The 26,173-nt window shown below is 70.5% G+C and carries 24 protein-coding genes; 12 read left to right on the top strand and 12 right to left on the bottom strand.

The window, feature by feature from the left end; all coding sequences use genetic code 11:
- Positions 1-23 precede the first annotated feature (23 nt).
- The 3 genes from AQJ27_RS03995 to AQJ27_RS03985 form a co-directional block, all read right to left on the bottom strand.
- Positions 24-986, bottom strand: a complete 963-nt coding sequence (locus AQJ27_RS03995) for a carbohydrate ABC transporter permease (protein WP_067361630.1) — start codon at positions 984-986, stop codon at positions 24-26.
- A complete protein-coding gene (locus tag AQJ27_RS03990; protein WP_067361628.1) occupies positions 986-2,272 on the bottom strand; it encodes an ABC transporter substrate-binding protein in 1,287 nt (428 codons plus the stop codon). Before AQJ27_RS03990 ends, AQJ27_RS03995 begins: the two co-directional genes overlap by 1 nt.
- Positions 2,273-2,432: 160 nt before the next feature.
- Complete coding sequence (locus AQJ27_RS03985) at positions 2,433-3,470, bottom strand: carbohydrate kinase family protein (protein WP_067361626.1); 1,038 nt, start codon at positions 3,468-3,470, stop codon at positions 2,433-2,435.
- A gap of 126 nt (positions 3,471-3,596) precedes the next feature.
- On the opposite strand from AQJ27_RS03985, the gene AQJ27_RS03980 reads away from it, so the two are divergent.
- The 4 genes from AQJ27_RS03980 to AQJ27_RS03965 all read left to right on the top strand — a co-directional run bounded on the left by AQJ27_RS03980 (position 3,597) and on the right by AQJ27_RS03965 (position 9,183).
- Entirely contained in the window at positions 3,597-4,364 is a 768-nt protein-coding gene (locus tag AQJ27_RS03980) for a DeoR/GlpR family DNA-binding transcription regulator (RefSeq protein ID WP_054234544.1), read from the top strand.
- Positions 4,361-5,698 (top strand): 6-phospho-beta-glucosidase, encoded by a 1,338-nt coding sequence (locus tag AQJ27_RS03975; protein ID WP_067361618.1) that lies wholly within the window; start codon positions 4,361-4,363, stop codon positions 5,696-5,698. Before AQJ27_RS03980 ends, AQJ27_RS03975 begins: the two co-directional genes overlap by 4 nt.
- Before the next feature lie 44 nt (positions 5,699-5,742).
- Positions 5,743-8,790: an alpha-mannosidase gene (locus tag AQJ27_RS03970; RefSeq protein ID WP_067361615.1), complete on the top strand. Its 3,048-nt coding sequence runs from the start codon at positions 5,743-5,745 to the stop codon at positions 8,788-8,790.
- Positions 8,791-8,856: 66 nt separating this feature from the next.
- Complete coding sequence (locus AQJ27_RS03965) at positions 8,857-9,183, top strand: hypothetical protein (RefSeq protein ID WP_235613392.1); 327 nt, start codon at positions 8,857-8,859, stop codon at positions 9,181-9,183.
- Here AQJ27_RS03965 and AQJ27_RS03960 read toward each other — a convergent pair.
- Complete coding sequence (locus tag AQJ27_RS03960; protein ID WP_235613393.1) at positions 9,173-10,870, bottom strand: carbohydrate binding domain-containing protein; 1,698 nt, start codon at positions 10,868-10,870, stop codon at positions 9,173-9,175. The genes AQJ27_RS03965 and AQJ27_RS03960 overlap by 11 nt on opposite strands.
- 188 nt (positions 10,871-11,058) lie before the next feature.
- On the bottom strand, positions 11,059-12,237 hold the full coding sequence (locus AQJ27_RS03955; RefSeq protein WP_067361609.1) for an ATP-grasp domain-containing protein: 1,179 nt from the start codon (positions 12,235-12,237) through the stop codon (positions 11,059-11,061).
- A gap of 288 nt (positions 12,238-12,525) precedes the next feature.
- On the opposite strand from AQJ27_RS03955, the gene AQJ27_RS03950 reads away from it, so the two are divergent.
- The gene (locus AQJ27_RS03950; RefSeq protein WP_067361607.1) at positions 12,526-13,434 is read left to right on the top strand and encodes a metallophosphoesterase family protein; all 909 of its coding nucleotides are present in this window, start codon (positions 12,526-12,528) and stop codon (positions 13,432-13,434) included.
- Positions 13,382-14,074 (top strand): 4'-phosphopantetheinyl transferase family protein, encoded by a 693-nt coding sequence (locus tag AQJ27_RS03945; protein WP_067361605.1) that lies wholly within the window; start codon positions 13,382-13,384, stop codon positions 14,072-14,074. The genes AQJ27_RS03950 and AQJ27_RS03945 overlap by 53 nt, the downstream gene beginning before the upstream one ends.
- Here the strand turns inward: AQJ27_RS03945 and AQJ27_RS03940 are convergent.
- The gene (locus tag AQJ27_RS03940) at positions 14,071-14,313 is read right to left on the bottom strand and encodes a hypothetical protein (RefSeq protein WP_067361603.1); all 243 of its coding nucleotides are present in this window, start codon (positions 14,311-14,313) and stop codon (positions 14,071-14,073) included. The two genes, AQJ27_RS03945 and AQJ27_RS03940, sit on opposite strands and share 4 nt — an antisense overlap.
- A 239-nt stretch (positions 14,314-14,552) precedes the next feature.
- Between AQJ27_RS03940 and AQJ27_RS03935 the strand changes: the two genes are divergently transcribed.
- The gene (locus AQJ27_RS03935) at positions 14,553-15,596 is read left to right on the top strand and encodes an alpha/beta fold hydrolase (RefSeq protein ID WP_067361601.1); all 1,044 of its coding nucleotides are present in this window, start codon (positions 14,553-14,555) and stop codon (positions 15,594-15,596) included.
- 31 nt (positions 15,597-15,627) lie between these two features.
- Here the strand turns inward: AQJ27_RS03935 and AQJ27_RS03930 are convergent, their stop codons facing one another.
- From AQJ27_RS03930 to AQJ27_RS03915, 4 genes are read right to left on the bottom strand one after another with little or no spacing between them, the layout of a single operon-like run.
- Positions 15,628-17,076, bottom strand: a complete 1,449-nt coding sequence (locus AQJ27_RS03930) for an FAD-dependent oxidoreductase (protein ID WP_067361598.1) — start codon at positions 17,074-17,076, stop codon at positions 15,628-15,630.
- Positions 17,060-18,268, bottom strand: a complete 1,209-nt coding sequence (locus AQJ27_RS03925; protein WP_067361596.1) for an MAB_1171c family putative transporter — start codon at positions 18,266-18,268, stop codon at positions 17,060-17,062. The genes AQJ27_RS03930 and AQJ27_RS03925 overlap by 17 nt, the downstream gene beginning before the upstream one ends.
- 15 nt (positions 18,269-18,283) lie before the next feature.
- Positions 18,284-18,814, bottom strand: a complete 531-nt coding sequence (locus AQJ27_RS03920) for a toxin-antitoxin system, toxin component (RefSeq protein ID WP_067361594.1) — start codon at positions 18,812-18,814, stop codon at positions 18,284-18,286.
- A gap of 32 nt (positions 18,815-18,846) precedes the next feature.
- Positions 18,847-19,503, bottom strand: a complete 657-nt coding sequence (locus tag AQJ27_RS03915) for a helix-turn-helix domain-containing protein (RefSeq protein ID WP_067361592.1) — start codon at positions 19,501-19,503, stop codon at positions 18,847-18,849.
- Between the two features lie 240 nt (positions 19,504-19,743).
- On the opposite strand from AQJ27_RS03915, the gene AQJ27_RS03910 reads away from it, so the two are divergent.
- Positions 19,744-20,391, top strand: a complete 648-nt coding sequence (locus tag AQJ27_RS03910) for an MmyB family transcriptional regulator (protein ID WP_067361590.1) — start codon at positions 19,744-19,746, stop codon at positions 20,389-20,391.
- A 31-nt stretch (positions 20,392-20,422) separates the two neighbouring features.
- Here AQJ27_RS03910 and AQJ27_RS03905 read toward each other — a convergent pair whose 3' ends face one another.
- Positions 20,423-21,202 (bottom strand): PDC sensor domain-containing protein, encoded by a 780-nt coding sequence (locus AQJ27_RS03905; protein ID WP_067361588.1) that lies wholly within the window; start codon positions 21,200-21,202, stop codon positions 20,423-20,425.
- On the bottom strand, positions 21,159-21,995 hold the full coding sequence (locus tag AQJ27_RS03900; protein ID WP_425275182.1) for a FadR/GntR family transcriptional regulator: 837 nt from the start codon (positions 21,993-21,995) through the stop codon (positions 21,159-21,161). The genes AQJ27_RS03905 and AQJ27_RS03900 overlap by 44 nt, the downstream gene beginning before the upstream one ends.
- A gap of 104 nt (positions 21,996-22,099) precedes the next feature.
- Here AQJ27_RS03900 and AQJ27_RS03895 point away from each other — a divergent pair, with 104 nt between their 5' ends.
- Genes AQJ27_RS03895 through AQJ27_RS03880 form a run of 4 tightly spaced genes read left to right on the top strand, consistent with a single transcriptional unit; the run spans position 22,100 to position 26,135 of the window.
- Positions 22,100-23,137: an ABC transporter ATP-binding protein gene (locus AQJ27_RS03895; protein WP_067361585.1), complete on the top strand. Its 1,038-nt coding sequence runs from the start codon at positions 22,100-22,102 to the stop codon at positions 23,135-23,137.
- Positions 23,138-23,178: 41 nt separating this feature from the next.
- Complete coding sequence (locus AQJ27_RS03890; protein ID WP_425275181.1) at positions 23,179-24,408, top strand: ABC transporter substrate-binding protein; 1,230 nt, start codon at positions 23,179-23,181, stop codon at positions 24,406-24,408.
- Between the two features lie 10 nt (positions 24,409-24,418).
- A complete protein-coding gene (locus AQJ27_RS03885) occupies positions 24,419-25,309 on the top strand; it encodes an ABC transporter permease (protein WP_067361582.1) in 891 nt (296 codons plus the stop codon).
- Between the two features lie 10 nt (positions 25,310-25,319).
- Positions 25,320-26,135: an ABC transporter permease gene (locus AQJ27_RS03880; RefSeq protein WP_067361581.1), complete on the top strand. Its 816-nt coding sequence runs from the start codon at positions 25,320-25,322 to the stop codon at positions 26,133-26,135.
- The last annotated feature ends 38 nt before the right edge of the window (positions 26,136-26,173 follow it).

The following is a 26,173-nucleotide window of genomic DNA, read 5'->3' as shown; positions in this document are numbered from 1 at the left end:
AGGATTGCCATGGTGGGGCCTCCCTAGTCTTCGCCCCGGCGCTGCACCAGGCGCCAGTTGATGATCGAGAAGATGATGACGACGAGGAAGATGCCCCAGGCCACGGCGGCGCCGTAACCGAAGTCGTTGTTGTCGAAGGTCTGCTGGAAGAAGTAGAGGACCATCGTCTGGCCGGAGTGGCCGGGGCCGCCCGCGAACGACGAGTTGTTGTCCGTGGTCTGCAGCAGCACCTGCGGTTCGGAGAAGGTCTGCAGGCCCGTGACCGTCGAGATGATGAGCACGAACAGCAGCACCGGACGCATCAGTGGCAGCGTGATCCGGAAGAAGGTCTGGATGGGTCCGGCGCCGTCCATCCGCGCCGCCTCGTACAGCTCGCCCGGGATCGTCTGGAGCCCCGCGAGGAAGATGATCGCGTTGTAGCCGGTCCACTGCCAGGTCATCAGCGTGGCGATGGCGACCTTGATGCCCCACGGTGTGTTCAGCCAGGCCACCTGGTCCAGGCCGATCGCCTGCAGGAACGCGTTGACCAGGCCGAAGTTGGTGGAGAAGACCGAGCCGAAGATGATCGCGACCGCGACGATCGAGGTGACGTTCGGCAGGAAGTAGGCGAACCGGTAGAGGTTCTTGAAGCGGACGGCCGAGTTGAGCATCACGGCGGTGACCATCGCCAGGAAGATCATCGGGAAGGTCGCCAGCGCCCAGATGATGATCGTGTTCCCGATCGAGGTCCAGAACTGGGTGTCCGACAGCAGATAGCGGTACTGCGAGAGCCCCGCGAACTCCATCGAGCCGAGGCCGTCCCAGCGGTGGAACGACAGATAGAACGAGAAGCCGACCGGGATCAGACCGAAGGCGAGGAACAGCAGATAGAAGGGGGAGATCGCGGCGTACAGCCGCCAGTAGCTGAGGATGCCCTTCTTGGGGTGGGTGACGGGGGTCTCGGCGAGGGCCGCGGGGGGCGTGTCGACCACGGGTGCGGTAGCCATCAGTAACTCACCCCCAGGTGGTCCGCGATGCGCCGGCACTTGCTCATGGCGTCCCTCCAGGCCTTGTCCGGGTCCTTGCCGAGGACGGAGAAGTTCCGCAGCTCGTCGTTGATCGGGGTGCTCAGCGCGACGTCGTACGGGCTGTTGAAGGCGACCGGGATGTTCTGCGCCGCCGGACCGAAGACGTCCATGGTGACCTGGTCGCCGAAGAAGGCGTCGGGTTCCCGCAGCTTCTTCATCGCGTAGGACGCCGGGGTCGAGGGGAAGAGCACCGAGTCGACGAAGCCCTGCGCCTGGTTGCCCGCGTCGAGCATCCAGGTGATCATCTCGAAGGCCTTCTCGGGCTCCCGGCACGCCTTGGTGATCGCGAGGAACGAGCCGCCGATGTTCGAGGGACCGCCCGGACACGCGGCCACCCGCCACTTGCCCTTGGTCTTCGGCACGTTGAGCTTGATGTCACCGGCCGCCCAGGAGGCGTTCAGCTGGCTGGGCAGCAGGCCCCGCTCGGTGGCCGAGGTGTTGTCGGCCGTACCGTTGATGATCTTCGAGACCAGTCCGCGACGGGTGGCCTCGACGGAACGGTCCCAGGCGGTGCGTACATGCTCCTGGTCGCCGATGAAGTGCCGGTCCTTGTCGACGAACCGCTTCGTCGTCTGGTTGACCGAGATGCCGAAGACGCTGAGCGCGTCGGTCAGGATGAACGTGCCGGGCAGGCGCTTCTTCAGCTGCTCGCCGGCCGCGAAGAACTGGTCCCAGGTGGCCAGCTCCTTGGACACGTCCTCGGGCTCGTACGCCAGTCCGGCCTTCTGGAAGACGGCGGGCTGGTAGTAGTGCGCGACCGGACCGCAGTCGATCGGGAAGCCCACCATCGAACCGTCCGGGGCTATGCCCTGATCCCACTTCCAGGGCAGGTACTGGTCCTTGAGCTTCTCGGCACCGAGCGTGCGCAGGTCCACGAACTGGTCGGAGTTGGGCAGATACGAGGCCATGTCCTCGCCCTTGAGCCCGGCGATGTCCGGGATGTGGGCGCGTCCGGTCATCGTGGTCATCAGCTTCGAGCGGTAGTAGCCGCCGATCTGGATGGCCTGCAGATTCACCGCGCTGTCGTAGCGGGCCTTGGCGTCCTGGACGACTTTCGGGCTCAGCCCGCCGCTCCAGTACCACAGGACCATGTTGCGCCCGGTCGAGCCGGTCGGAACGCCGCAGCCGGTCGCCAGGCCGCCCAGCGCCGTGGCGGCCGTACCGGCCAGGCCGGCGCGCAGCAGGCCCCTTCGTGAGAGCCGCACAGCTCCCACCGCCTTTCGGATCTTTTCGGTCTTCGCGTACGAGGGGTCTTACGTGGGGTCTTGCAGGGGGTCGTGCGTGGGGTGTTTCGCGTTGCGATGCGTGGGGTCATGCGTGTCGTGCGTGTCATGCGGGGGGTCTTGCGGGGTGTTGCGCGTGGGGTCATCGGGGTGCGCCCGGCCGACGCGTGGCGTCGGGCGGGGTCACGGGGGCGGGGCGGACGGGCGGGCCCGGGTCCGCCGGGACGCGGTCGGCCAGGAAGCCGTACGCGCGCCGCAGTTCACGGTCTTCGAGCGACTGCCACCAGCGGTGGACGCCGTACCAGCCGGGCGCGGCAAGCGCACCGCCGTGCCGCTGTACGGACAGGCCCGCGGCCAGCACCGCGAAGCGCAGCCGTTCCTCCAGCGGCCAGCCGCCGAGCGAGGCGGCGACGAAGCTCGCGCCGAAGACGTCTCCGGCACCCGTCGCGTCCAGGACATCGACGGGGAGGGCGGGCACCTCCGCGTACTCGCCCGTCGTCTGGTCCACCGCGACCGCGCCGTCGCCGCCCCGGGTGACCACGGCGACCGGCACCAGCTCGGTCAGCGTGCCCAGGGCCGCGACCGCGCTCTCGGTGCGCGTGTACGCCATCGCCTCCGTCTCGTTCGGGAGGAAGGCGTGGCACAGGGAGAGCTGGTCGAGGAGGTCCCGGGACCACTGTTGTGTGGGGTCCCAGCCGACGTCCGCGTAGATCTGCGTGCCGGCCGCGGCGGCCTTGGCGAGCCAGCCGCGCGGCTCGGCCTCGATGTGCACGAGGGCGGTGCGCGCCTCGGGCGGGTCGCCCATCAACTCGTCCTGAGAGTACGGCGGTTCCTGGCCGTGGGTGACCAGGGCCCGGTCGTTGCCGTGGGCCAGCGAGACGGTGACGGGAGTGTGCCAGCCGTCCGCGGTGCGGGACAGGGAGAGGTCGATGCCCTCCTGGCCGGCGAGGACCTCACGGCAGTACGCGCCGTAGTAGTCGTCGCCGAAGACCGTGGCCAGGGAGGTGCGCAGGCCGAACCGGGAGGCCGCGACCGCCAGGTTGGCGATGCCGCCGGGGCTCACGCCCATTCCCTCGGTCCAGATCTCCTCGCCGGCCGTCGGAGGCTTCCCCAGTCCGGTGAGAACGAGGTCGTAGAAGAGCAGCCCGGTCAGCATCACATCGGGCCGTTCGTCACCCACGAGCACATCCTCTCGTCAAAAGTCTGCAAGCGGTGCACAGGATCGTGCGCGCCTCTGGCCAATTTGGCAAGAGTCGAGCAGAACTGAGCATAGAAATGATTGGGAATGACGAGTAGTGTTCACAGGGTGCTGGCAGAGCGACGACATCAACTCATCCTGCGGGCCCTGCGTTCCGGCGGGCCCGCAGCCGTGACCGATCTCTCCGAACAGCTGGGCGTGAGCCCCGCCACGGTCCGCCGTGACCTGCTGAAACTGGAGGAGGAAGGCCTGCTCACGCGGGTGCACGGCGGGGCGGTCGTGGAGGAGGGCGACCAGCCCTTCGCCGAGGTCGCCGAGGTCCGTGTGGCCGAGAAGGACGCCATCGCGGAGCGCGCCGCCTCGATGGTCCAGGACGGCCAGTCCGTCCTGCTGGACATCGGCACCACCGCCTACCGGCTGGCCAGGCAGCTGCACGGCCGCCGGATCACCGTGATCACCAGCAATCTGGTGGTCTACGAGGAGCTGGTGGACGACGAGGACATAGAACTGGTGCTGCTCGGCGGAATGGTCCGCCGTGAGTACCGCTCCCTGGTCGGCTTCCTCACCGAGGACAACCTGCGACAACTGCACGCCGACTGGCTGTTCCTCGGTACCAGCGGGGTACGGCCCGGGGGGCAGGTGATGGACACCACCGTCGTCGAGGTGCCGGTCAAGCGGGCCATGATCGAGGCGGGCGACAAGGTCGTCCTGCTCGCCGACCGCGCGAAGTTCCCGGGTACGGGGATGGCGCGGGTCTGCGGCCCCGAGGAGCTGGACGTGGTGGTGACGAACGGCCCGCTGGACCCGGCGACGCGGTCGTCGTTGGAAGAGGCGGGCGTGCAAGTGGTCGTGACAGGAAAGGCGGAAACGGCGTGAAGCTGACGATTCTGGGTGGCGGCGGATTCCGGGTGCCGCTCGTGTACGGGGCACTCCTCGGGGACCGCGCCGAGGGCCGCGTCACCCATGTCGTGCTGCACGACGTGGACGCCGGACGGCTCACGGCCGTCGCCCGGGTGCTGGCCGAGCAGGCGAAGGACCTGCCGGACGCCCCCGAGGTGTCCTTCACCACCGACCTCGACGACGCCCTGCGCGGCGCCGACTTCATCTTCTCCGCGATCCGCGTCGGCGGCCTCGCGGGACGTGCCGACGACGAGCGGGTGGCCCTCGCGGAGGGCGTCCTCGGCCAGGAGACGGTCGGCGCCGGCGGCATCGCGTACGGCCTGCGCACGGTCCCCGTGGCCGTCGACATCGCCCGGCGGGTGGCCCGGCTCGCCCCCGACGCCTGGGTCATCAACTTCACCAACCCGGCCGGACTGGTCACCGAGGCCATGTCCCGTCACCTCGGCGACCGCGTCATCGGCATCTGCGACTCGCCGGTCGGCCTCGGCCGCCGCATCGCCACGGTCCTGGGCGCCGACCCCCGCGAGGCCTGGATCGACTACGTCGGCCTCAACCACCTCGGCTGGGTGCGCGGGCTGCGCGTCGCGGGCCGCGACGAACTGCCGCGGCTGCTCGCCGACCCCGAGCTGCTCGGCTCCTTCGAGGAGGGCAAGCTCTTCGGCGTGGAGTGGCTGCAGTCCCTGGGCGCCGTCCCGAACGAGTACCTGCACTACTACTACTTCAACCGCGAGGCCGTCCGGGCCTACCAGCAGGCGGAGAAGACCCGCGGCGCGTTCCTGCGCGACCAGCAGGAGCAGTTCTACGCCGAGATGAAGCGCCCGGACACCGCCGCGCTGAGTGCCTGGGACCGTACGCGGGCCGAGCGCGAGGCCACCTACATGGCGGAGAACCGGGACGCGGCGGGCGCGGGCGAGCGTGACGCCGACGACCTCTCCGGCGGCTACGAGAAGGTGGCGCTCGCCCTGATGCGGGCCATCGCCCGCGACGAGCGCACCACGCTCATCCTCAACGTCCGCAACCGCGGCACGCTGGGCGTGCTCGACACGGAGGCCGTCATCGAGGTGCCCTGCCTCGTCGACGCCAACGGCGCCCACCCGGTCGCCGTCGACCCGCTGCCCGACCACGCCAGCGGACTGGTCTGCGCGGTCAAGGCGGTGGAGCGCGAGGTCCTGTCCGCCGCCGAGTCCGGTTCGCGCACGACCGCCGTCAAGGCCTTCGCCCTGCACCCGCTCGTCGACTCCGTGAACGTGGCCCGCCGTCTGGTCGAGGGGTACACGTCGGTCCATCCGGGCCTGGCGTACCTTAAGTAAGCGCTTTCCCCCTTTCTTGGCTTCTTGGCTCCTGGAGACCTCACATGCACGACGAACGCCGCCGGATCGAGGAGCGCGTCGCACGCGTCCACGACCAGCGCATCAAGCCCGCGATCTACGCCGCCTCGGTGCCCTTCGAGGTCGAGGCCTGGCAGGCGCCCGGCGAGCCGGTCCCCTTCGAGGAGGCCGCCGCGGCGCCGTACAAGCCCTTCGCGATGGACACCCCCTGGGGTCCGCCGTGGGGCACCACCTGGTTCCGGATGCGCGGGTCGGTTCCCGCGGACTGGACGGGCAAGCGCGTCGAGGCCGTCTTCGACCTCGGGTTCGTGGGCGACTGGCCCGGCAACCAGGCCGAGGCGCTGGTCCACCTCCCGGACGGGGTCCCGCTGAAGGCGGTCAACCCGCAGAACCAGTACGTGCCGATCGCCCACCCGGCCGCGGGCGGCGAGGAGATCCACTATCTGGTCGAGGCGGCCTCCAACCCCGACATCCTGGCGAACGACTTCGCCGGCCCGACCCCGCTCGGCGACCGCCTCACCGCCGGCGACAAGCCGCTCTACACCTTCAAGCGCGCCGACATCGCCGTCCTCGACGAGAACGTCTGGCACCTCGGCCTCGACGTCCAGGTGCTGCGCGAGCTGATGCTGGAGCTGGGCGAGCTCGACCCGCGCCGGCACGAGATCATGATCGCGCTGGACCGGGCGATGGACGCCCTCGACCTGGACGACATCTCCGGGACGGCCGCCGCCGCCCGCGCGGTGCTGGCCCCCACCCTGGCCAAGCCCGCCCACGCCAGCGCCCACACCCTCTCCGCCGCGGGGCACGCGCACATCGACTCCGCCTGGCTGTGGCCGATCCGCGAGACCAAGCGCAAGACCTCCCGCACCTTCTCGAACGTCACCGCGCTCGCCGAGGAGTACGAGGAGCTGGTCTTCGCCTGCTCGCAGGCCCAGCAGTACGAGTGGGTGCGCGACAACTACCCGCACGTGTGGGAGCGCATCAAGAAGGCCGTCGCCGACGGGAACTGGGCGCCGGTCGGCGGCATGTGGGTGGAGGCCGACGGCAACCTGCCCGGCGGCGAGGCGCTGGCCCGCCAGCTCATCCACGGCAAGCGGTTCTTCATCGAGCACTTCGGCATCGAGACCAAGGGCGTCTGGCTGCCGGACTCCTTCGGCTACAACGCGGCCTACCCGCAGCTCGCCAAGCTCGCCGGCAACGACTGGTTCCTGACCCAGAAGCTCTCCTGGAACCAGACCAACAAGCTGCCCCACCACAGCTTCTGGTGGGAGGGCCTCGACGGCACGCGCATCTTCACGCACTTCCCGCCCGTCGACACCTACAACGTCGAGTTCTCCGGCAAGGAGATGGCGCACGCCGTCCGCAACTACCAGGACAAGGGCCGCGGTACGACGTCCCTGGCCCCCTTCGGCCACGGTGACGGCGGTGGCGGCCCCACCCGCGAGATGATGGAACGCGCTCGGCGGCTCGCGAGCCTGGAGGGCTCGGCGAAGGTCCGCATCGAGCACCCGGACGCCTTCTTCGCCACCGCCCGCGAGGAGATCCCCAAGGATCAAGTCTGGTCCGGTGAGCTGTACCTGGAGCTGCACCGCGCCACCTACACCTCGCAGGCCCGCACCAAGCAGGGCAACCGGCGCAGCGAACACCGCATGCGCGAGGCCGAGTTGTGGGCGACCACCGCCGCACTGAACGCGCCGGGCTACTCCTACCCGTACGAGAAGCTCGACCGGCTCTGGAAGACGGTCCTGCTCCACCAGTTCCACGACATCCTGCCCGGCTCGTCCATCGCCTGGGTGCACCGGGAGGCCGAGGCCGAGTACGCGCGGGTGGCCAAGGAGGTCGAGGCGATCACGGCCGAGGCCGTGGCCGCGCTGGGCACGGGCGAGACCCGGGTGTTCAACACCAGCCCGGTCGACCGCGCCGAGGTGGTCCGCACCTCCGTCGGCATCCCGATGTACGCCGAAGTCCCCGCGGGCGCAAGCGCGTTGCTGGGCGCGCAGGAGCCCCCGCGGCCGGTGACCGTCGAAGGCCGCGTCCTCGACAACGGCCTGGTCCGCGTCGAGCTGGCCGAGGACGGCACGCTGGCCTCCGTACGGGACCTGACGGCCGACCGCGAGGTCCTCGCCGACAAGGGCAACCTGCTCCGTCTGCACAGCGACCTCCCGAACTACTGGGACGCCTGGGACATCGACAAGCACTACAAGAACCGCTACACGGACCTGCTCGACGCCGAGTCCGTCACGGTCGTCGAGGACGGCCCGCTGCTCGGCGCGCTCAAGGTGGAGCGCGCCTTCGGCAAGGGCTCCCGGATCGTCCAGACGATCACCGTGCGGGCCGGCAGCCGCCGGATCGACGTCGAGACCGAGATCGACTGGCACGAGGCGGAGAAGATCCTCAAGGCGGCCTTCCCGGTGGACATCCGGGCCCCGCACTCCTCCGCGGAGATCCAGTTCGGCCATGTCCAGCGACCCACGCACACCAACACCAGCTGGGAGTCGGCCCGCTTCGAGGTCTACGGCCACCGCTGGGTGCACATCGCCGAGCCCGGCTACGGCGTCGCGGTCATCAACGACTCGACGTACGGCCACGACGTCTCCCGCACGGTCCGCGAGGACGGCGGTACGACCACGACCGTACGCCTGTCCCTCGTGCGCGCCCCGCGGGTGCCGGACCCCGAGGCCGACCAGGGCAAGCACCGCTTCACCTACGCGCTGCTGCCGGGCGCGAGCATCGAGGACGCGATCGCGGAGGGCTACGCGCTCAACCTGCCGCTGCGGGTGGCGGATTCGGCCGGTCCGGCCGAGCCCGTCGTCTCCGTGGACGGGGAGGGCGTGACCGTCGAGGCGGTCAAACTCGCCGACGACGCCTCGGGCGATGTCGTCGTACGCCTCTACGAGTCCCGCGGCGGTCGCGCCAGCGGCACCCTGCGCACGGGCTTCCCGCTCGCGGGGGCCCAGGTGACCGACCTCCTGGAGCGCCCGCTGACCACGGCGGACACGGACGGGAACGCGGTCGCGGTGGCGCTGCGCCCCTTCGAGGTGCAGACGCTGCGGCTGGCCGTGGCGAAGGCGTGACCCCAGTTCCCATGAGGTATTGAGTAAACGGTAAAAGGCCTGGTCGCGGCGGGTTTCGTACCCGCCGTGACCACGGCGCTTCTTCCGCGCGCCCCGCGCATGTCCGCGATCGGCCAGGGACTGAGGCGCCGGGGGAGGCTGATGGCGGAGGCGGTGCGCCCGCCGCGGCGAACCCTCGACGGGGTGCCGTCGCCCCGGAGTCCCGAGGGCGCCGACGGCCTGGCGTACGTCGTCCCGCCCGCCCCGCGGCTGGTGGACTCGCCCGTCTTCGTGCTCTCGTCCGTGCGCTCAGGCTCGACCCTGCCGCGGGTCCCGCTCAACAGCCACCGACACGTGGGGGTACCCGACCGTCTGACGGCCGGATACCCCCACGCCGGGAGCGTCAGCCGGTGAACCCGGCCGTGATGGAGGTGAACTGCCAGTTGTTCTGGCTGATGCCGGAGCAGTTGCTCACCACGCCGCCGCCGGGGCAGGGCCGGTCACGGTTGACCGCCCAGTAGGCGAGACGGGCGATGTGGTGGGAGTTCGACCAGTCGCGGATCTGGGTCCAGATCGCCGGGGTGGTGTTCTCCTGCTGGTCGGACAGACCGTTCATGCCGGAGATGCCGATGTGGGAGTAGGCCGTGGCGTCGTCCCAGCCGAAGGTGGACTTCAGCTTGGCCTTCAGCCCCTCGGCGGCGTTGACGGTGTTGCCGTACATGTCGGAGCCGCCGCCGAAGTCGAACGGCATGATCGTGAAGACGTCGATGCCCGCGTTCAGCGACTGCGCCTGCTCGATGAGCCGGTTGCCGTAGTAGGTCGGGCCGGTCGTCGAGGTGCCGAAGGTGACGATCGTCCTCAGGCCCGGGTTGTTGGCCTTGACGGTCTTCAGCGCGGTCAGGATCTTGGCTTGGACGGCCTCGTTCTCGAACTCGTCCGTGTTCTCGATGTCCATGTCGATCGCCTTGAGCCCGTAGGCGTCGATGACCTTCTGGAGCGCACCGGCGAGCGCGCTCGCCGAGGAGCAGTTGGCCCCGAGCTTGCTGCCCTGCCAGCCGCCGAACGACGGGACGATGTCACCGCCGGCGGAGCGGATCTGGTTGATGACGGTCTGGTCGTTGCCGCCCGTGAGCGCCCTGCTGCCGTCCCAGGCGGGGTTGCAGCCGCCCGAGTCGAGCATGAACGCCATCGTGAACCACTTGACGCCGGTCGAGCTCATCACCGAGGTCGCGCTCGGCGGGTCGCCCCAGCCGAGGTAGAGGTACGGTGCCGCCTGCTTGAAGCCGGTGCCGCCGCCACCGCCCGCGTCCGTGGTCACGGACACGGAGTTGGAGGCCCCGGAGGTGTTCCCGGCCGCGTCCCGCGCCTTCACCGTGAACGTGTAGGCGGTGCTCGACGCGAGACCGCTGACCGTCGCGCTCGTCCCCGAGACGCTCAGCACCTGGTTCGAGCCGCTGTAGATGTCGTACGCGGTGACGCCCACGTTGTCGCTCGACGCGCCCCACGACAGGGACACGCTGGAGGAGGTCTTGCCGGTGGAGGTCAGATTCGTCGGCGCGGTCGGCGCCTGGGTGTCGGAGCCGCCTCCACCGCCCGGACCGTCCAGGCTGATGTCGTCGGCGTAGTAGGTGCCCTGCGCGTACCAGCCGTGGACGTAGATCTTGGCGCTGGTCTGCGAGGCGCCGGTCGTGAAGGAGACGCTGAGCTGGCTGTACGCCGACGGGGACGTCGTCCAGGTCGAGGCACCGCCGTCCACGCCCAGGTACACGTAACTGCCGCGCACCCAGCCCGAGAGGCTGTACGTGGTGTTCGGCTGGACCGAGACGGTCTGGCTGCACTGGGCGTTGTCACTCGAACTCACCGCCCCGGCCAGGGCCTTGGAGCCGCCGTGCACGGGGCTGGAGACGACCGAGCCGAGGTTCCCGGTGCACGACCAGGGGGAGAGGCTGCCCGACTCGAAGCCGGGGTTGGACAGGATGTTGGCCGCCTGGGCCGTGGTGGGCAGCGCGACCGCTCCGGCCAGCGCCAGGGCGGCGGTGCCGAGCAGCGCGAGGACGCGATGTCTGGAACGCCTGAGGTCTGTTCTGAGGTTGATGCGCACGCGATCTCCCTTGAGGCATGGGGGTGTTCGGGAGTGCTTCGGGAGTGCTGAGGGGTGCGCAACCAAGTTGGTATGGACCAATCCCGCTGTCAAGGCGTTGCGCGGAATTGGTCCAGACCGGTGAGCGGGTGGTGAGGGTGGGACGCGAGGGGGGGGAGGGTGAGGAGTGGAGGCAGGGGGCGTAAGGCTCAGGCGGGGGCGATGGCGGCCGTGGTCGCGTTGGAGGCCTTGGACGCATGGGAGGGTGCGGGCTCCGACGCCGGCGCGGCCTCCGTGGCGGGGGCCGGGGCGGGCACGGCGGGCAGGGTGGACGCGGGCGCGTCGGTGCGCTGGTGCGGGAGCGAGACCGGACGTACCGGACGGGGGCCCGCGAGCACGGTGTAGTCCTGTCCGAGCAGCGGCGGCACCATCTCGCCCGGCTCCTCGCCGAGCGCCAACTGCACTGCCGCCCAAGGGGCGTTGATGCCGCACTGTGAGAGCTGGTGCAGACCGCCCGCCGGGCGGGTGTTGACGTCCATCAGAACCGGGTCGTCACCGAGCATCCGGAACTGAATGTTCGTCAGATAGTGCAGTCCGAACGCCTCCGCGAGCAGCCGCGCGGGCTCGATGAACGAAGGGTGCAGCGTGAAACCACGACGGCGTCCGTTCTTCGTGCGGCCCACCGCCATACGGACCCGGCCGTCCGGCGCCGTGAGGCAGTCGACGGACACCTCCGGCTGCCCCAGGAGCGGCATGACCAGCCAGTCGACGGGCTCGTCAGCCGCCCGCACCGCCTCCACGACCAGGTCGAGCGGCACGTACGGGCTCGGAAATCCATTGAGGTGCGCGAGCGAGAAGGGGGAGCGTGTGATGACGCGGAAGCCCACTCCGCCCGCCCCCGCCGCCGGCTTGAAGCAGGCCTTGTGACCCTCGGCCTCCAGGGTCTCGACCGCGGCGACGAGCTCCTCCTCGGTGCGCACCCGCCACCACGGCGGCACCGGCACGCCCACCGCCTGCACCGCCTGATACGCGGTGGCCTTGTCCAGGAAGACGGCCACGGCCTCGGAAGGCGGCGCCAGCAGGGCCGTGCCGAGCGCCGCGAACTCGGCGCGGTGCGCCACGATCGCCGCCTGGTGCAGCACGGGCACGAACACGTCGATGGAGTGGCGCGCGCACTGGTCGAGGGCGTACTCGACGTAGGCGGCGGGGGAGAGGCCCTCCGGCTCCATGGCGGCGGTGTCGGCGGCGGCGAGCACGGGGGAGTCGGGATCGCCGTGGGTGGCATGGATCTCGACCGGGCGGAGCTGCGGATTACTTCGCAGCTGGTCCATGAAGAACACGTTCTCCGCGTACGTGCGGTTGAGCCAGACGCGTACGCGAGAACCCATGCAGGCCGCCTTTCAGGGTTCCGGGCACGGCGGAGCAGGCCGTGCCCGGCCAAGGGAGAGGGAGGAACAGCAAACCGCCATACCCGGAGAAGGGTTCGTGGCGGTTGTGTTGGGGCGATCATAAGGGGCGCGAGCCCGGTGTGACGCTACGGGCGTGTTACGGATTTCCCGAGACCCCGGAATCAGGCTCGACGCGCCGGGGCGCGAGGCCCGGCGCGCGGGCCGTCCTTGTCCCGCGGGGGCGAATGTGTTCTTGTGTTTCCAGTCCTTTTCTCGGAGGTGGCAAGGGTGCGGTCGACGGCCGGCGGACACGGAAACCTGCTGGCCATCAGCGACCTGCACATCGGGTACGCGGAGAACCGCACCCTGGTCGAGAAGATGCGCCCGCACACCGACGACGACTGGCTCCTCGTGGCCGGTGACGTCTCGGAGACCGTGGCCGACATCCACTGGGCCCTCGAAACCCTCAGCGGACGCTTCCGCAAGGTCGTCTGGGTGCCCGGCAACCACGAGCTGTGGACCCACCCCAAGGACACCGTGCAGCTGCGCGGTGTCGCCCGTTACGAGCATCTCGTCGCCATGTGCCGGGAGTTGGGTGTCACGACCCCCGAAGACCCCTACCCCGTCTGGGACGGGCCGGGCGGCCCCGCGGTCGTCGCACCGCTCTTCCTGCTCTACGACTACTCGTTCCTGCCGCCGGGCTGCGCGACCAAGGACGAGGGCATGGCCTACGCCGAGGGGACCGGCGTGATCTGCACCGACGAGCACGTCCTGCACCCCGACCCCTACCCGAGCCGCGAGGCCTGGTGCCGGGCCCGGGTCGCCGAGACCGAGCGCAGGCTCGCCGAGCTGCCCGAGGACCTGCCCACCGTCCTGGTCAACCACTACCCGTTGGACCGTCACCCGACCGATGTCCTGCGCTACCCCGAGTTCGCCATGTGGTGCGGCACCCGGCTGACCGCCGACTGGCACCGCCGCTTCCGCGCCCAGGTCATGGTCTACGGTCATTTGCACATCCCGCGGACCACCCACCACGAGGGCGTCCGCTTCGAAGAGGTCTCGGTGGGATACCCCCGGGAGTGGCGGCCCCGCCCCGGCCCGCCGGACACCCTGCGCCACGTACTGCCGATGGAGGTCGGAACCGGTGATCGAGGAGCTGCTCCCGGAATCGGTCGTGACCGTGGAGACACACGGTGACGACCAGGACTGGGACGCGCCGCTGTACCCCGGGGAGCAGGAGTTCGTGGCGCGGTCCGTGGAGAAGCGGCGCCGTGAGTTCGCCGCCGTGCGTGCCTGTGCCCGCCGGGCCATGGAGAAGCTCGGCGTGCCCGCGCAGGCCGTCCCGCGCGGCGAGCACGGGGCGCCCGTCTGGCCCGCCGGGCTGATCGGCAGCATGACGCACTGCGAGGGCTACTGCGCGGCCTCCCTCGTCCGCGCCACCGACCTGGCCTCGCTGGGCATCGACGCCGAAACCCACGAGGAACTCCCCGACGACGTCATCGTCTCCGTGGCCCTGCCCACGGAGAACGACCGGCTGCGCGAGCTGGCGCGGCAGGACGCCTCCGTGCACTGGGACCGGCTGCTGTTCAGCGCCAAGGAGTCCGTCTACAAGGCGTGGTACCCCCTCACCGGAAAGTGGCTGGACTTCTTCGAGGCGGACATCGAACTCTTCGCGGACGACGGCCCCGCGCGCTCCGGCGTCCTGCGCGCCGAACTCCTCGTGCCGGGACCGCTGGTGAACGGGCGACGCATACAGTCCTTCGAAGGACGCTGGACCGTGCGCAGGGGCCTGCTGGCCACGGCCGTCACCGTCCCGCACACCGGGGCCGACGCCTAGGCAAGGCGGCCTCCGGGCTCCGGGCACCAGCTGTGCAGCAGCCGGAAGAACTCCTCCTCGTTGCCCGCGAGCCCGGCCGCCGCCAGCGCCTGCTCCGCCTCGGCGAGCGCGGCGGGCGGCACCACGGGTGGTCGACGCCCGTCCGGCGGACCGTCGAACGCCGCTCGTACGGTCTGGAGGAGACGCAGATAGGCCTGCACGGCGGCGCGTTCGTGGTCGGTCAGTACGGCGGTCGGCATCGGACGGCTCTCCCCGGGTCGGCTGGTCGAAGCGGTACATGGCGGTACGTGCCCCCAGCTTGCCAACCGCCACTGACAATGCGGTTTCGATGCGTGCGGGTTCGCCCGCTTAGCGGAGGTGAAACATCACGGAAATCCCTTGTGGGACAGGGGCCCTAGGGTGGTGAGAAGAGCCGGGAAGCGCCTTCTCGGCGGCAGGGAAGCCGCCTTCACGGCGGCCCGGAACAGGAGGTGAGCCCGTGGTCGACGTACCGCCTCGGCGTGCGCGGCGCAACCCGCGGCTGCGCTCCGTGGGTGACGCGGAGCTGCGTCTGCAGCACCGCGTCGTGCACGGCTACCGTCGTGCCTACCGCGTGGCCGGTGAGGGCCCCGCGCTCGTCCTGATCCACGGCATCGGCGACTCCTCGGCGACCTGGGCGGACCTGATCCCCGACCTCGCACGCTCCCACACGGTGATCGCGCCCGACCTGCTCGGCCACGGCTCCTCCGACAAGCCGCGCGCCGACTACTCGGTGGCCGCGTACGCCAACGGGGTGCGCGATCTGCTCACCACGCTCGACATCGAGTCCGCCACCCTGGTCGGGCACTCGCTCGGCGGCGGTGTCGCCATGCAGTTCGCCTACCAGTTCCCCGAGCGCACCGAACGGCTGATCCTGGTCAGCGCGGGCGGCGTCGGCGGCGAGGTCAACCCCGTACTGCGGGCCGTCTCGCTGCCGGGCGCCCACCTCATGCTCTCCGCGCTGCGACTGCCCGGCATGCGCATCCAAGTCGGCCTGTTCCTGCGTCTGATGAGGCTCCTGGACACCGATCTGGGCCAGGACGCGCCGGAGTTGCTCAACCTCGTCGACGCACTGCCCGACGCGACCTCCCGCAGCGCGTTCATCCGCACCCTGCGGGCGGTCGTCGACTGGCGCGGGCAGGCGGTGACCATGCTCGACCGCTGCTATCTGACCGAGGGCATGCCCACGATGCTGCTCTGGGGCGACCGGGACAGCGTGGTGCCGGTGCGACACGCGTACGGCGCGCACCAGGCCATGCCGGGCAGCCGGCTGGAGATCTTCGAGGGCGCGGGCCACTTCCCCTTCCACAGCGACCCGGCCCGTTTCCTCGACCTTGTCGAGGACTTCACCAGCACCACCAGCCCGGCCGACTGGAGCCGCGAGCACTGGCGCGAACTGCTGCGCGCGGGCCGCCCCGGCACGACGGCCGGCCGGCCCGACACCGCCCACAACCGGGCGGTGGAGCGCGACCTGCGCGAGGCGAGCGAACGCAGCGCGACCTGACACCCACCGCCGCCGGACGCCCGCGCTCCGCTCAGCCCGCCGCCGGCGTTCCCGACGGCTCCGGGACGCTCAGCAACGCTTCCCGCTCCTCGGTCGTGAAGGGCGGGGCGGTCAGGGCAGAGCGCCGCGGGCCGCGCAGCACGGCGACGGCGACCTTCGGTCCGACCAGCGTGGACAGGGGAGCGGAGAGGGTGAACACGGCCAGGAACGCCCGGGCCGCCAGGGGGTGTCCCGCCGCCGTGCGCAGGAGCCGGTCGACGTAGCGCCCCAGCAACCTCCGCGTGAGCCCGGGCTGCTCGCCGATCGCGCCCGGGTAGCGGATGTCCGTGCCCGTGGCCAGCTCCCAGGCGATCGTCACCGGAAGGGCCACCGCCCGCTGCACCCGCCGCGCGAGCCCCGGCGCCGCGATGCCGTGCTCGGCGAGCTCGCCGCGCAGCGCCAGCGCGCCCTGCGCTGCCACCGACATGCCGTGCCCGTAGACCGGGTTGTACGTGGCGACGGCGTCGCCGAGCGCGACGAACCCCTCCGGCCAGCCCTTGACCTTCTCGAAGAAGCGCCGCCGGTTGATCGTGCTGCGACTGATGGCGACGTCCGTCAGCGGCTCGGCGTGCGCGATCAGCTCGCCCACCACGGGGTGCCGCAGGCCGCGCGCGAACGGCTCGAACTCCTCGACGGAGTCCGTCGGCTGTCCCTCGCGGGTGCCCGACAGCGTCACCAGCCAGCGTCCGCCCTCGACGGGCACGATCGTCGCGGAGCGACCCGGTACAGGCTGCGCCGGGTCGGGCTGTACACCGACGACGGGGTAGTCCTCGGTGCCCGCCGGTGCCCGGAAGATCCGGCTGGCGTAGGTGAGTCCGGAGTCGACCTCGTCCAGCGGCGCCGGCGCGACACCCAGCGCGTCGAGCCAGAGGGTGGAGCGCGAGCCGCGCCCCGAGGCGTCCACCACCAGGTCGGCAGGCAGCACCCGTTGCCCGCCGTCGCGCATCCGTACGCGCACGCCCGTCACCCGGGCGGCGTCGCCCTCCAGACCGAGCAGCTCCGTGCCGTCCACGACGGTCACGCGGTCCTTCGTGGCGACCCGGTCGCGCAGTACCGAGTCGAGCAGATCACGGCTGCACGAGATCATGAACTCCGTCTCGGGCCAGCGCCGCAGCCAGCCCCGCGCCGTCAGCGAGACGAATCCGGTGGGCATCGGGATCCGGCGGGCGCCCGCGGCGAGCCAGGCGGCGGTCACTCCCGGCAGCAGCTCCTCCATCGCGCGGGCGCCGCCGGACAACAGCAGATGGGCGTGCCGGGCCTGCGGGAGGCCCTTGCGCGGCGCGGGCCCGTTCGGCAGGACGTCGCGCTCGACGACGGTGACCTCGGCGTACGGGTCCAGGGCGGCGGCGGCCAGCAGACCGGCCGTCCCCGCGCCGATGACGACGGCCCGCCGGGGGGCCGTAGCTCTGTCGCCTGCTGCCGCGCTAGCGGGATTGCTCATGGAAGTCGCTCTCTGACCTGGTCGCGGCCCGTCCTCGGACGGCCGCGACGACGGGTGACTGACGCAGGGCCATCGACATCCGTACGAGGTCGCGTGGACCCTCGGCGGAAGCGGCGGGGGTGGTGGCGGCCTCCGCCGCGCTGATGACCCTGCCCTCCGGGTCGGCCGTCCTGGCCCGCACCGCCGCCGTCACCATCGCCGCGTCGGCCTCGGCCTGAGCCTGGGCGGGCTCGGAGCCCGCCGTCACGGCCGCGTCGTAGGCGAGGGAGCGTACCGCGGAGTCGAAGTAGGGGTACAGGCTGAGCATGCCGTCGTGGATGTCGGACTCCCGCTGGGTGACCTGGAGTTCGGCGGAGGACCACCAGGAGATCCGCACCGCGTGCTCCGCGTGCGCCGAGACCGTCCTCAGCTCGCGCCACAGCGGTCCGAGCCTGCGGTACGTCGACCAGGTGGTCCAGCTGTCCCCGATGCGCTGGCAGGCCAGCGGGAGCAGGAAGCCGACCGCGCTGACCTGGGCTCCGACGGAGGCCAGTACAGGGGCCACGTCGGTGCTCAGACCGTCCAGGTTCGCGCCGTTCCAGCGGGCCACGACGGCGACGAACTTGGTCGCCGAGTAGGGGACGTTGAAGAGGAAGCCGACCGCGATCGTCAGCAGCCCGGCGCGCAGCCAGCCGTCCACCTGAAGGGCCCAGCGCCAGCACATGACGTTCATCGCGACACCCGCGACGGTCAGCGCCACGAGGTAGAGGACGATCATCTCGCGGATGAACGGGGTGTTCGCGTAGTAGGTGTCGAGGTCCCGCAGGCGCTCCTCGGGGCAGTCCCCGAGCAGGTAGAGCACGACCAGCGCCACGCTGACGACGCCGTACCCGGTGATCCAGCGGCGGGAGAGCCGGCGGGTGACCTCGGGGGGTCCGCCGCGCCAGTGGATGATCAGCACCAGACAGGACGCGCTGAAGACGCTCAGCAGGCAGTAGACCAGGGGCGCCGAGACGTTGGGGATACCGGTGAGGTCATTGACCTCGGCGATGGTCGGCGGGGCCGCGAAGAGGAACACCAGGCAGGCCAGCGCCAGCAGGACGCCCACCGACCGCAGCAGCGGGTCGCGCCAGCCGCGGATCAGGGTGGGCGCCTTGACGGCGAGGGCGACGCCCATGGCGACGGCCGGGACGTAGTAGCTGGATCCGTCCATGTCCGGGAAGGCGCCTCAGCCCTGCGGTCCGCGGTACCCCAGGGACGCCTCGATGCGGCCGGCCAGACCGTCCCGGCTCACCGGCCCGCGCAGTGGCGAACCGGCAAGCCAGGTACGGCACTTGCTGGCGAGCAGCAGACCGAAGCTCTCGGCCTCCTTCTCGTCCGCGAGGTCGAAGCGGGTGCGCGCGGCGACCCTCAGGACGGTCGCCTGCAGATCGGCGGTGTCGCTGAGTAAGCGGGCCGCGACGGCGGCGCCCTCGACGTGGTGACTGCAGTGCCCGGCCTTCATGTGCCACAGTTCGTGGCCGAGGATCACCAACTGGTGGTCGGGGGCGGTGCGTTCCTCGATGACGACGAGGTCCTGGTCGGCCATGTCGAGCCACAGCCCGCTGGCGGTGCCGGGCGGGAACGCGGCCGTACGGAACTGGACGGGACGGCCGCGGCGTCTGCTCATGGCGTCGCACAGGGCGGCGTACAGCTCGCCGGGTTCCGCCGGTGCCGGGAGCGAGAGCTCCGCGACCAACTCGCCGCACAGGCGGCGCATGTCCCTTCCGATGCCCACAGTTCTCCCCCGGATCACGACTCGGGCCGCTTGACGCTCTCCAAGAGCATGTCCAGCCACTCGGCGACCTTGTCGCGGTGCTGGTCGGTGGGCAACTGCGCGGCCCGCCAGGCGATTCCGCGGACCCCGTGGTCCTGGAGCAGTCGCTCCAGCGGGTCGTCGGCGGCCGCGGCCGCCTTGCGCTCGCGGTCGGCGAGCTGTTGCAGGAGCTCCTGCTCCGAGCGCTGCAGGGCGCCCACGAGCGCCTCGGAGTCCTCGGCCGTCAGGAACCCCGCGTGCACCCGGAAGAAGCGCTGGATGGCGTCGCAGTGCTCCATGGTGGGGCGCCGGTCGCCGTTGATGAGGGCGCCCGCCTGTTGACGCGACATTCCGGCGCCGTCGGCGATCTCCTGTTGGGTGTATTTGCGCCCATTGGGCTTGAGCCGGGTACGCCGCAACAGGTCCAGGCGCTGGAGGAAGCGGGCCTGGAGATCGGGCTCCCCGGCGGGGCGGCCGCCCAGCAGGGCCCGCACCACGGGTTGGGGCACGCCGGACTCGGCCGACAGGCGCTGGACGTCGAAAACCTCGGAGTGCTGCACATCGAGCCGGTCGGCGAGTGCGGTGACCCGGGCCACGACGGCCGGCAGCAGAACCGTCGCCGTGGCGCCCGGAACTTCGAAGCCATCCGTCACCGACTGATCTCCTACGTCTCTCTCAGTCTCGCTCAGGTCTCTCAGGTCTCTCTCACAAGGGTCAGGGACCAACGGGAGAGTAGCCGCTCGCTCGAACTCACATCCAGCTGTCGCCACAACTGTGGCGCGAATCAGCCGTCAACAAGCGCCAAATGCCACGATAGTTGACATGGCTGAGCTCGGGGCAGCAGGATCGGGGCGCCGCGTGAAGGCCGCAGAGGCAAGAGGGGTGACCTCCCGATGGCGTACCAGGCAGGATGGCAGCGGTCCCAGCCGCGACCTGTCCCCGAGAGTCTCGAGGCTCAGGCGTATCTCCAGGACTACGCCGCTCTTCTGGAGGCCGTCGCGTTCCCGTCCGTCGTCTTCGACCACCGCTGGGACGTCGTGTTGTCCAACGCCGCGTTCGAGACACTTTTCGGCGGCGTGGGCCCCCATCCGACCGCCATGCCGGGTGACAACTTCCTCCGGTTCGTCCTGTTTCACCCGGACGCGGCCACGGTCCTCGGCGAGCACGAGTCGAGCTGGTGCCTGCCGATGCTGGCCCACTTCGCCGCGGCGGTGGAGCGCCACGGTCAGGACCGCGGACTCCAGTCGATCCGCCGGGACATCGCCCAGGACCCGATCATGGAGGCCGCCTACCGGCAGGGCCTGCCGCACTGGATCCGCGCCGTCGGCCCGGTCGCCGTCGAGCACGACGGCGCCGTACGGCCGCTGGTGCACCCCGATCCCCGCTGGGGCCGCACGGACTGCCGGATCGTCGGCGAGACCCCCAAGACCCTTCAGGACATGGGATACACGCGGATGACCCTGGTCCTGCGCGAGGCGCGGCCCATGGCGGCCGGACCGCGCAGGACGCGCAACGGCGCGGCGGAGCTGCGCGTGGTGTGAGCGCACTCGGCGGTCCGGGGTCTGGGCCCGCTCAGGGGTCCAGGACCACGAGCACGAGGGGCACTCCGTCGCACGGGATCAGCCGCATCCCGTCGTGGCGCGCGGTCCGTGCCTGCGCCAGTACGGACCCGAAGTCCGGGCCCTTGGTGAGCGATCCGGCCAGATGCGCGGGATCGGCGGACGCGGCCACCCGCCCGCGCCCGTTCACCAGGTGGGCGGCCCCGGGCAGTTGTTGGAGCAGCGGCACGACCGCCGCCTCGAAGTGCCGCAGATACACGTCGGCCGCCGCGACCCCCACGAACCGGCCCTCAACCTGCACGGGCGCGGACAGCGTCAGGCTGTACTCGTCGGAGCAGAGATAGTCCACATAGGGCCCGGCGACCGCCCGCTGCCCGGTGTCACGGGGGAGGGCGAACCAGTCCCAGTGCGTGTAGTCGGAGTACGCGGAGTGCGCCGGGTCGAGGTCGAGCAGCAGCGGCCGTACGTCCCCGTCGGAGCCGGTCTGCCACCACTCCAGCCACGCCGGTACGTCACTCAGCAGTCCCGGCGAGGCGACGAACCCGACGCCCGACACCAACTTCTGCCGGGCGAGCCGGAGGTGAAGCCCCGGGCGCAGCGCGGCCAGGTCGACGGTCGCGGGGCGACGGCCCTGCGCGGCGACCCCGGTGAGCCGGGCCGTGGTGTCGGCGCGGGTCTCGGCAACCGCCTCGAACACGGCCTCAAGGGTGGAGCGGACCTGGGCGGCGACGGCCGCCTCCGGTGTCGCGTCAAGCGTCGCCGTGGCGCCGGCCGGACCGGGGCTCCTGCTCATGGGTGCCCTCCAGCGGACGGGGACCGGACGCGGCGCGCGGCATCGCGAGGCGGACGGCGATGAGCCGTGCCGTCGAGGCCTGGACGCACCGCTCGGCCAGCGCTCTGGCCGATGCGTGGGCCCCATCTTGCACGGCCGAGATTACGGAGCGGTGACGGTCTGCGACTTCTTCACGATATGCGTCGTCCCCGAGCACGAGACACAACAGCGCCCCCACTTCCGTCTGGAGCGCGACCTGCTCGCGGGTCAGCCGGGCGGACTGGGCCGCCGCCGCGAGCTCGACATGAAACCGGCCGTAGACCCGGCTGCGCGCCGCCGCGTCCTCGGCGGACGCCAACTCGTCCAGTGTGCGCCGCAGTTGCTGCAGGTCGCCCGGCTCCGTGCGCTCCGCGGCCAGCTGGGCGGCCGCGCCCGACAGGGCGGCCCAGTGGTCGCCCAGATCGCGCAGCTCCTCCGTGCTCCAGCCGGCCAGCCGCACCTTGAGCCGCTCCTCGCCGGGGACCTCGGGGAGGGAGACGAAGCTGCCGCCGCCGCGCCCTCTGCGGGTGGTGACCAGCCCTTGCTGGCGCAGCGCCATCAGGGCCTCGCGCAGGGTGACCGTGGACACGCCGAGCTGCCCGGCCAGCTCCATCTCGCCGGGCAGCTGCTCCCCGTCGGCGAGCAGCCCGAGCTCGATGGCGTCGCTGAGCCTGCGGATGACCGTGTCCACCCGGGCCCGGTTGTCCACGGGGGTGAAAACGGCTCTGCGGGCACCCTCGGCGTTGTTGTTCACGTACTGCTTCACGGCCACCACCTTGTGCGTTGACTCAACCTTTACTGTAAGGGGGTCTTGAGCTTTGAACTATGACTTCATATCTTTCCGGTCAACGCGCCAGTGCACCAGAAAGGTTCCCGCCCATGGAGGCAACAGCGATCCGGCTCCAGGGCCTGCGGAAGGTGTTCGGTGAGACGACCGCCGTGGCCGGAGTGGACCTGGACATCGCCGACGGTGAGTTCTTCTCGATGCTCGGCCCGTCCGGCTCGGGCAAGACGACCGTCCTGCGGATGATCGCCGGCTTCGAGAGCCCGACCGCGGGCCGGATCGAGCTGGCGGGCCAGGAGGTCACCGGGCTGGCCCCCTTCGAGCGGGACGTGCACACCGTCTTCCAGGACTACGCGCTGTTCCCGCACATGACCGTCGAGCAGAACGTCGCGTACGGCCTCAAGGTCCGCAAGGTGCCCAAGGCCAAGCGGCTCCAACAGGCCCGCGAAGCGCTCGCGGACGTACGCCTCGAAGGCTTCGGCGCCCGCCGCCCCTCCCAGCTCTCCGGCGGTCAGCGCCAGCGCGTCGCACTCGCCCGCGCCCTCGTCGGGCGCCCCCGGGTGCTGCTGCTCGACGAGCCGCTCGGCGCCCTCGACCTCAAGCTGCGCGAGCAGATGCAGGTCGAACTCAAGGCGATCCAGCGCGAGGTCGGCATCACCTTCGTCTTCGTCACCCACGACCAGGAGGAGGCCCTGACGATGAGCGACCGCATCGCCGTCTTCAACCAGGGCCGCATCGAACAGGTCGGCACCCCGGCCGAGATCTACGAACGCCCCGCCACCCCCTTCGTCGCGGGCTTCGTCGGCACCTCCAACCTGCTCGAAGGGGACTCCGCACAGCAGGTGGTGGGCGCCTCGGGCACCTACAGCATCAGGCCCGAGAAGATCCGGGTCCTCAAGGAGTCCGCCGAGGCCGACGAACCGGAGCACTCCACCGCCACGGGAACCGTCGTCGAGGTCGTCTATCTGGGCGACGCCACCCGTTTCCTGGTGGACCTCGACGCGGGCGGACGGCTGACCGCGCTCCAGCAGAACCTGGAGACCTCCTCCGAGGACGTCGCCGCCTATCGCGGCACCCGGGTCCGGCTCCGGTGGCACCACCGGCACACCTTCAAGGTCCCCACCCCCCGCTGACGCCCCCCACGCTCAGTCCCCCATCACGTATGGAGTACGTCGTGCGCCTCAACCGAACCCTCCAAGCCCCTCATTCTTCGCTCGTCTCCGGGGCGCGACTCGTGGCCGCCGTCGCGGTGCTCCTCGCCGCGACCGCCTGCGGATCGTCCGACTCGGGCTCCTCCTCGGCCACCGGCCTCAACCCCCCCGACCTCAAGGCGCAGTCGAAGCTGGGCAAGACCGAGGGCCAGGTCAACCTGGTCGCCTGGGCCGGGTATGTCGAGGACGGCTCCAACGACCCCAAGGTCGACTGGGTCGGCGACTTCGAGAAGCAGACCGGCTGTCAGGTCAACTCCAAGGTCGCCGCCAGCTCCGACGAGATGGTCAAGCTGATGAAGACCGGCCAGTACGACGCCGTCTCCGCGTCCGGCGACGCGTCCCTGCGCCTCATAGCCTCCGGCGACGCGGCCCCGGTCAACACCAGCCTCGTGCCGAACTACAAGGACGTCTTCAGCGGCCTGAAGAACGGGGCCTGGAACTCCGTCGACGGCAAGATGTACGGCATCCCGCACGGCCGCGGCGCCAACCTGCTGATGTACAACACCCAGAAGGTCACACCCGCCCCCACCTCCTGGTCCGCGGTCTTCGACGACGCCTCGAAGTACAAGGGGCACGTGACGGCGTACGACTCGCCGATCTACATCGCCGACGCGGCGCTGTATCTGAAGGCGACCAAGCCGGAGTTGAAGATCAAGGACCCCTACGCGCTGGACCAGAAGCAGTTCGACGCGGCCGTCGCGCTGCTGAAGAAGCAGAGTGCGAACGTGGGGGAGTACTGGAGCGACTACCTCAAGGAGATCTCCGCCTTCAAGAGCGGTGACTCCGTGGTCGGCACCACCTGGCAGGTCATCGCCAACCTCGCGCAGGACGAGGGCGCCAAGGTGAAGGCCCTCGTGCCCAAGGAAGGCTCCACGGGCTGGTCGGACACCTGGATGATCTCCGCCAAGGCCAAGCACCCCAACTGCGCCTACAAATGGATGGACTGGATCATCTCGCCGAAGGTGAACGCCCAGGTCGCCGAGTACTTCGGTGAGGCCCCGGCCAACTCCAAGGCGTGCGCCGAGACCAGCGACAAGTCCTTCTGCGACACCTTCCACGCGGCCGACGAGACCTACTGGAAGAACATCGCCTTCTGGAACACGCCCATCGAGCAGTGCCTGGACGGCCGCACCGACGTGAAGTGCGTGCCGTACGCGAAGTGGGTCCAGGCCTGGACCGAGATCAAGGGCTGAGAGACAACCGATGACCTCCACCGCGCAGGCCGCCGGACGGTCCCCCGTCCGGCGGCTCGCCGGGACCCTGCACCGCCGGCCGCGGCTCAGGCTGTCCCTGCTGCTCACCGCGCCGCTGCTGTGGCTGGCCGTGCTCTACCTCGGCTCGCTGGCCGTGCTGTTCGTCTCGGCGTTCTGGACGACCAACTCCTTCACCTCCGAGGTCGTGAAGGTCTGGTCGACCGACAACTTCCATGCCCTGTTCACGACGCCCGTCTTCCGGCAGGTGATCCTGCGCAGCATCGGTGTGGCGCTCGCCGTCACCGCGCTGTCCGCGGTGATCGCCTTCCCGGTCGCCTTCTACACGGCCCGCATCGCCAAGCCCAAGTGGCGGCCGTTGCTCGTGGTCGCCATCCTCACGCCGCTGTGGGCGAGTTACCTCGTCAAGGTGTACGCCTGGCGGCTGATCCTCTCCCAGGGAGGGTTCGCCGACTGGATGTTGAAGCCCTTCGGACTCAGCGGCCCAGGGTTCGGACTGTTCGCGACGATCATCGCGCTGACCTACCTCTGGCTGCCGTACATGATCCTGCCGATCCACACGGCACTGGAGCAGCTGCCCGCCAACCTGCTCGACGCCTCGGCGGACCTGGGCGCCCGCGCCGGGCGCACCTTCCGCTCGGTCGTGGTCCCGATGGTGCTGCCGTCCGTGGCGGCCGGCTCGGTCTTCACCTTCTCGCTCAGCCTCGGGGACTACATCACCGTGCAGATCGTCGGCGGCAAGACCCAGCTGATCGGCAATCTCGTCTACTCCAACATCGAACTGAACCTGCCCATGGCCGCCGCGCTCGGCACGGTCCCCGTCGTCGTCATCGTGCTCTACCTGCTCGCGATGCGTCGCACGGGCGCCTTGAGCAGTCTCTGAGGAGCCCGCCGTGCAACTCTCCCGTTCCGCGCGCATCGCGCTCCGCGTCGCCGCCGGGGTCGGCTTCGCGTTCATCTACGTCCCCCTCGCGCTGGTCCTGGTCAACTCCTTCAACCCGGACCGCAGCGCGAGCTGGCCGCCGTCCGGACTCACCTTGCGCTGGTGGTCGGTCGCCTGGGAGAACGAGGGTGCCCGCGCGGCGCTCTGGGTCTCGGTGAAGGCGGGCCTCGGTGCCACGGCCATCGCCCTGGTGCTGGGCACGCTGGTCGCCTTCGCCGTGGCCCGGCACCGGTTCTTCGGCCGCGACGCCATCTCGTTCGTGGTCGTCCTGCCGATCGCGCTGCCCGGCATCGTCACGGGCATCGCGCTCAACTCGGCGTTCAGTACGGTACTCGAGCCACTCGGCGTCGGTCTCGGCCTGTTCACCGTGATCGTCGGCCACGCCACCTTCTGCATCGTGGTCGTCTTCAACAACGTCGTCGCGAGGCTTCGGCGTACCTCGGGCTCGTACGAGGAAGCGGCGATGGATCTGGGTGCGGACACCTTCCGGGCCTTCGCCGACGTCACCTTCCCGCTGGTGCGCTCGGCCCTGCTGGCGGGCGGACTGCTCGCCTTCGCGCTCTCCTTCGACGAGATCGTGGTGACGACGTTCACCGCCGGGCCCGGCATCGAGACCCTGCCGATCTGGATCTTCAACAACATGACGCGGCCCCAGCAGGCACCGGTCGTGAACGTCGTGGCGGCGGTGCTCGTCCTGCTCTCCGTGCTCCCGATCTACGCGGCCCAGCGGCTGTCAGCCGACACGGCGTCCGGGAGCCGGGTGTGAACGGGAGCGGGAGGGTGGTGCGGGCCGGCCACCCCGCG

The organism is Streptomyces olivochromogenes, from assembly GCF_001514115.1.
Classification (GTDB): domain Bacteria; phylum Actinomycetota; class Actinomycetes; order Streptomycetales; family Streptomycetaceae; genus Streptomyces; species Streptomyces olivochromogenes.
This window is presented reverse-complemented; position numbering and strand designations above follow the sequence as displayed.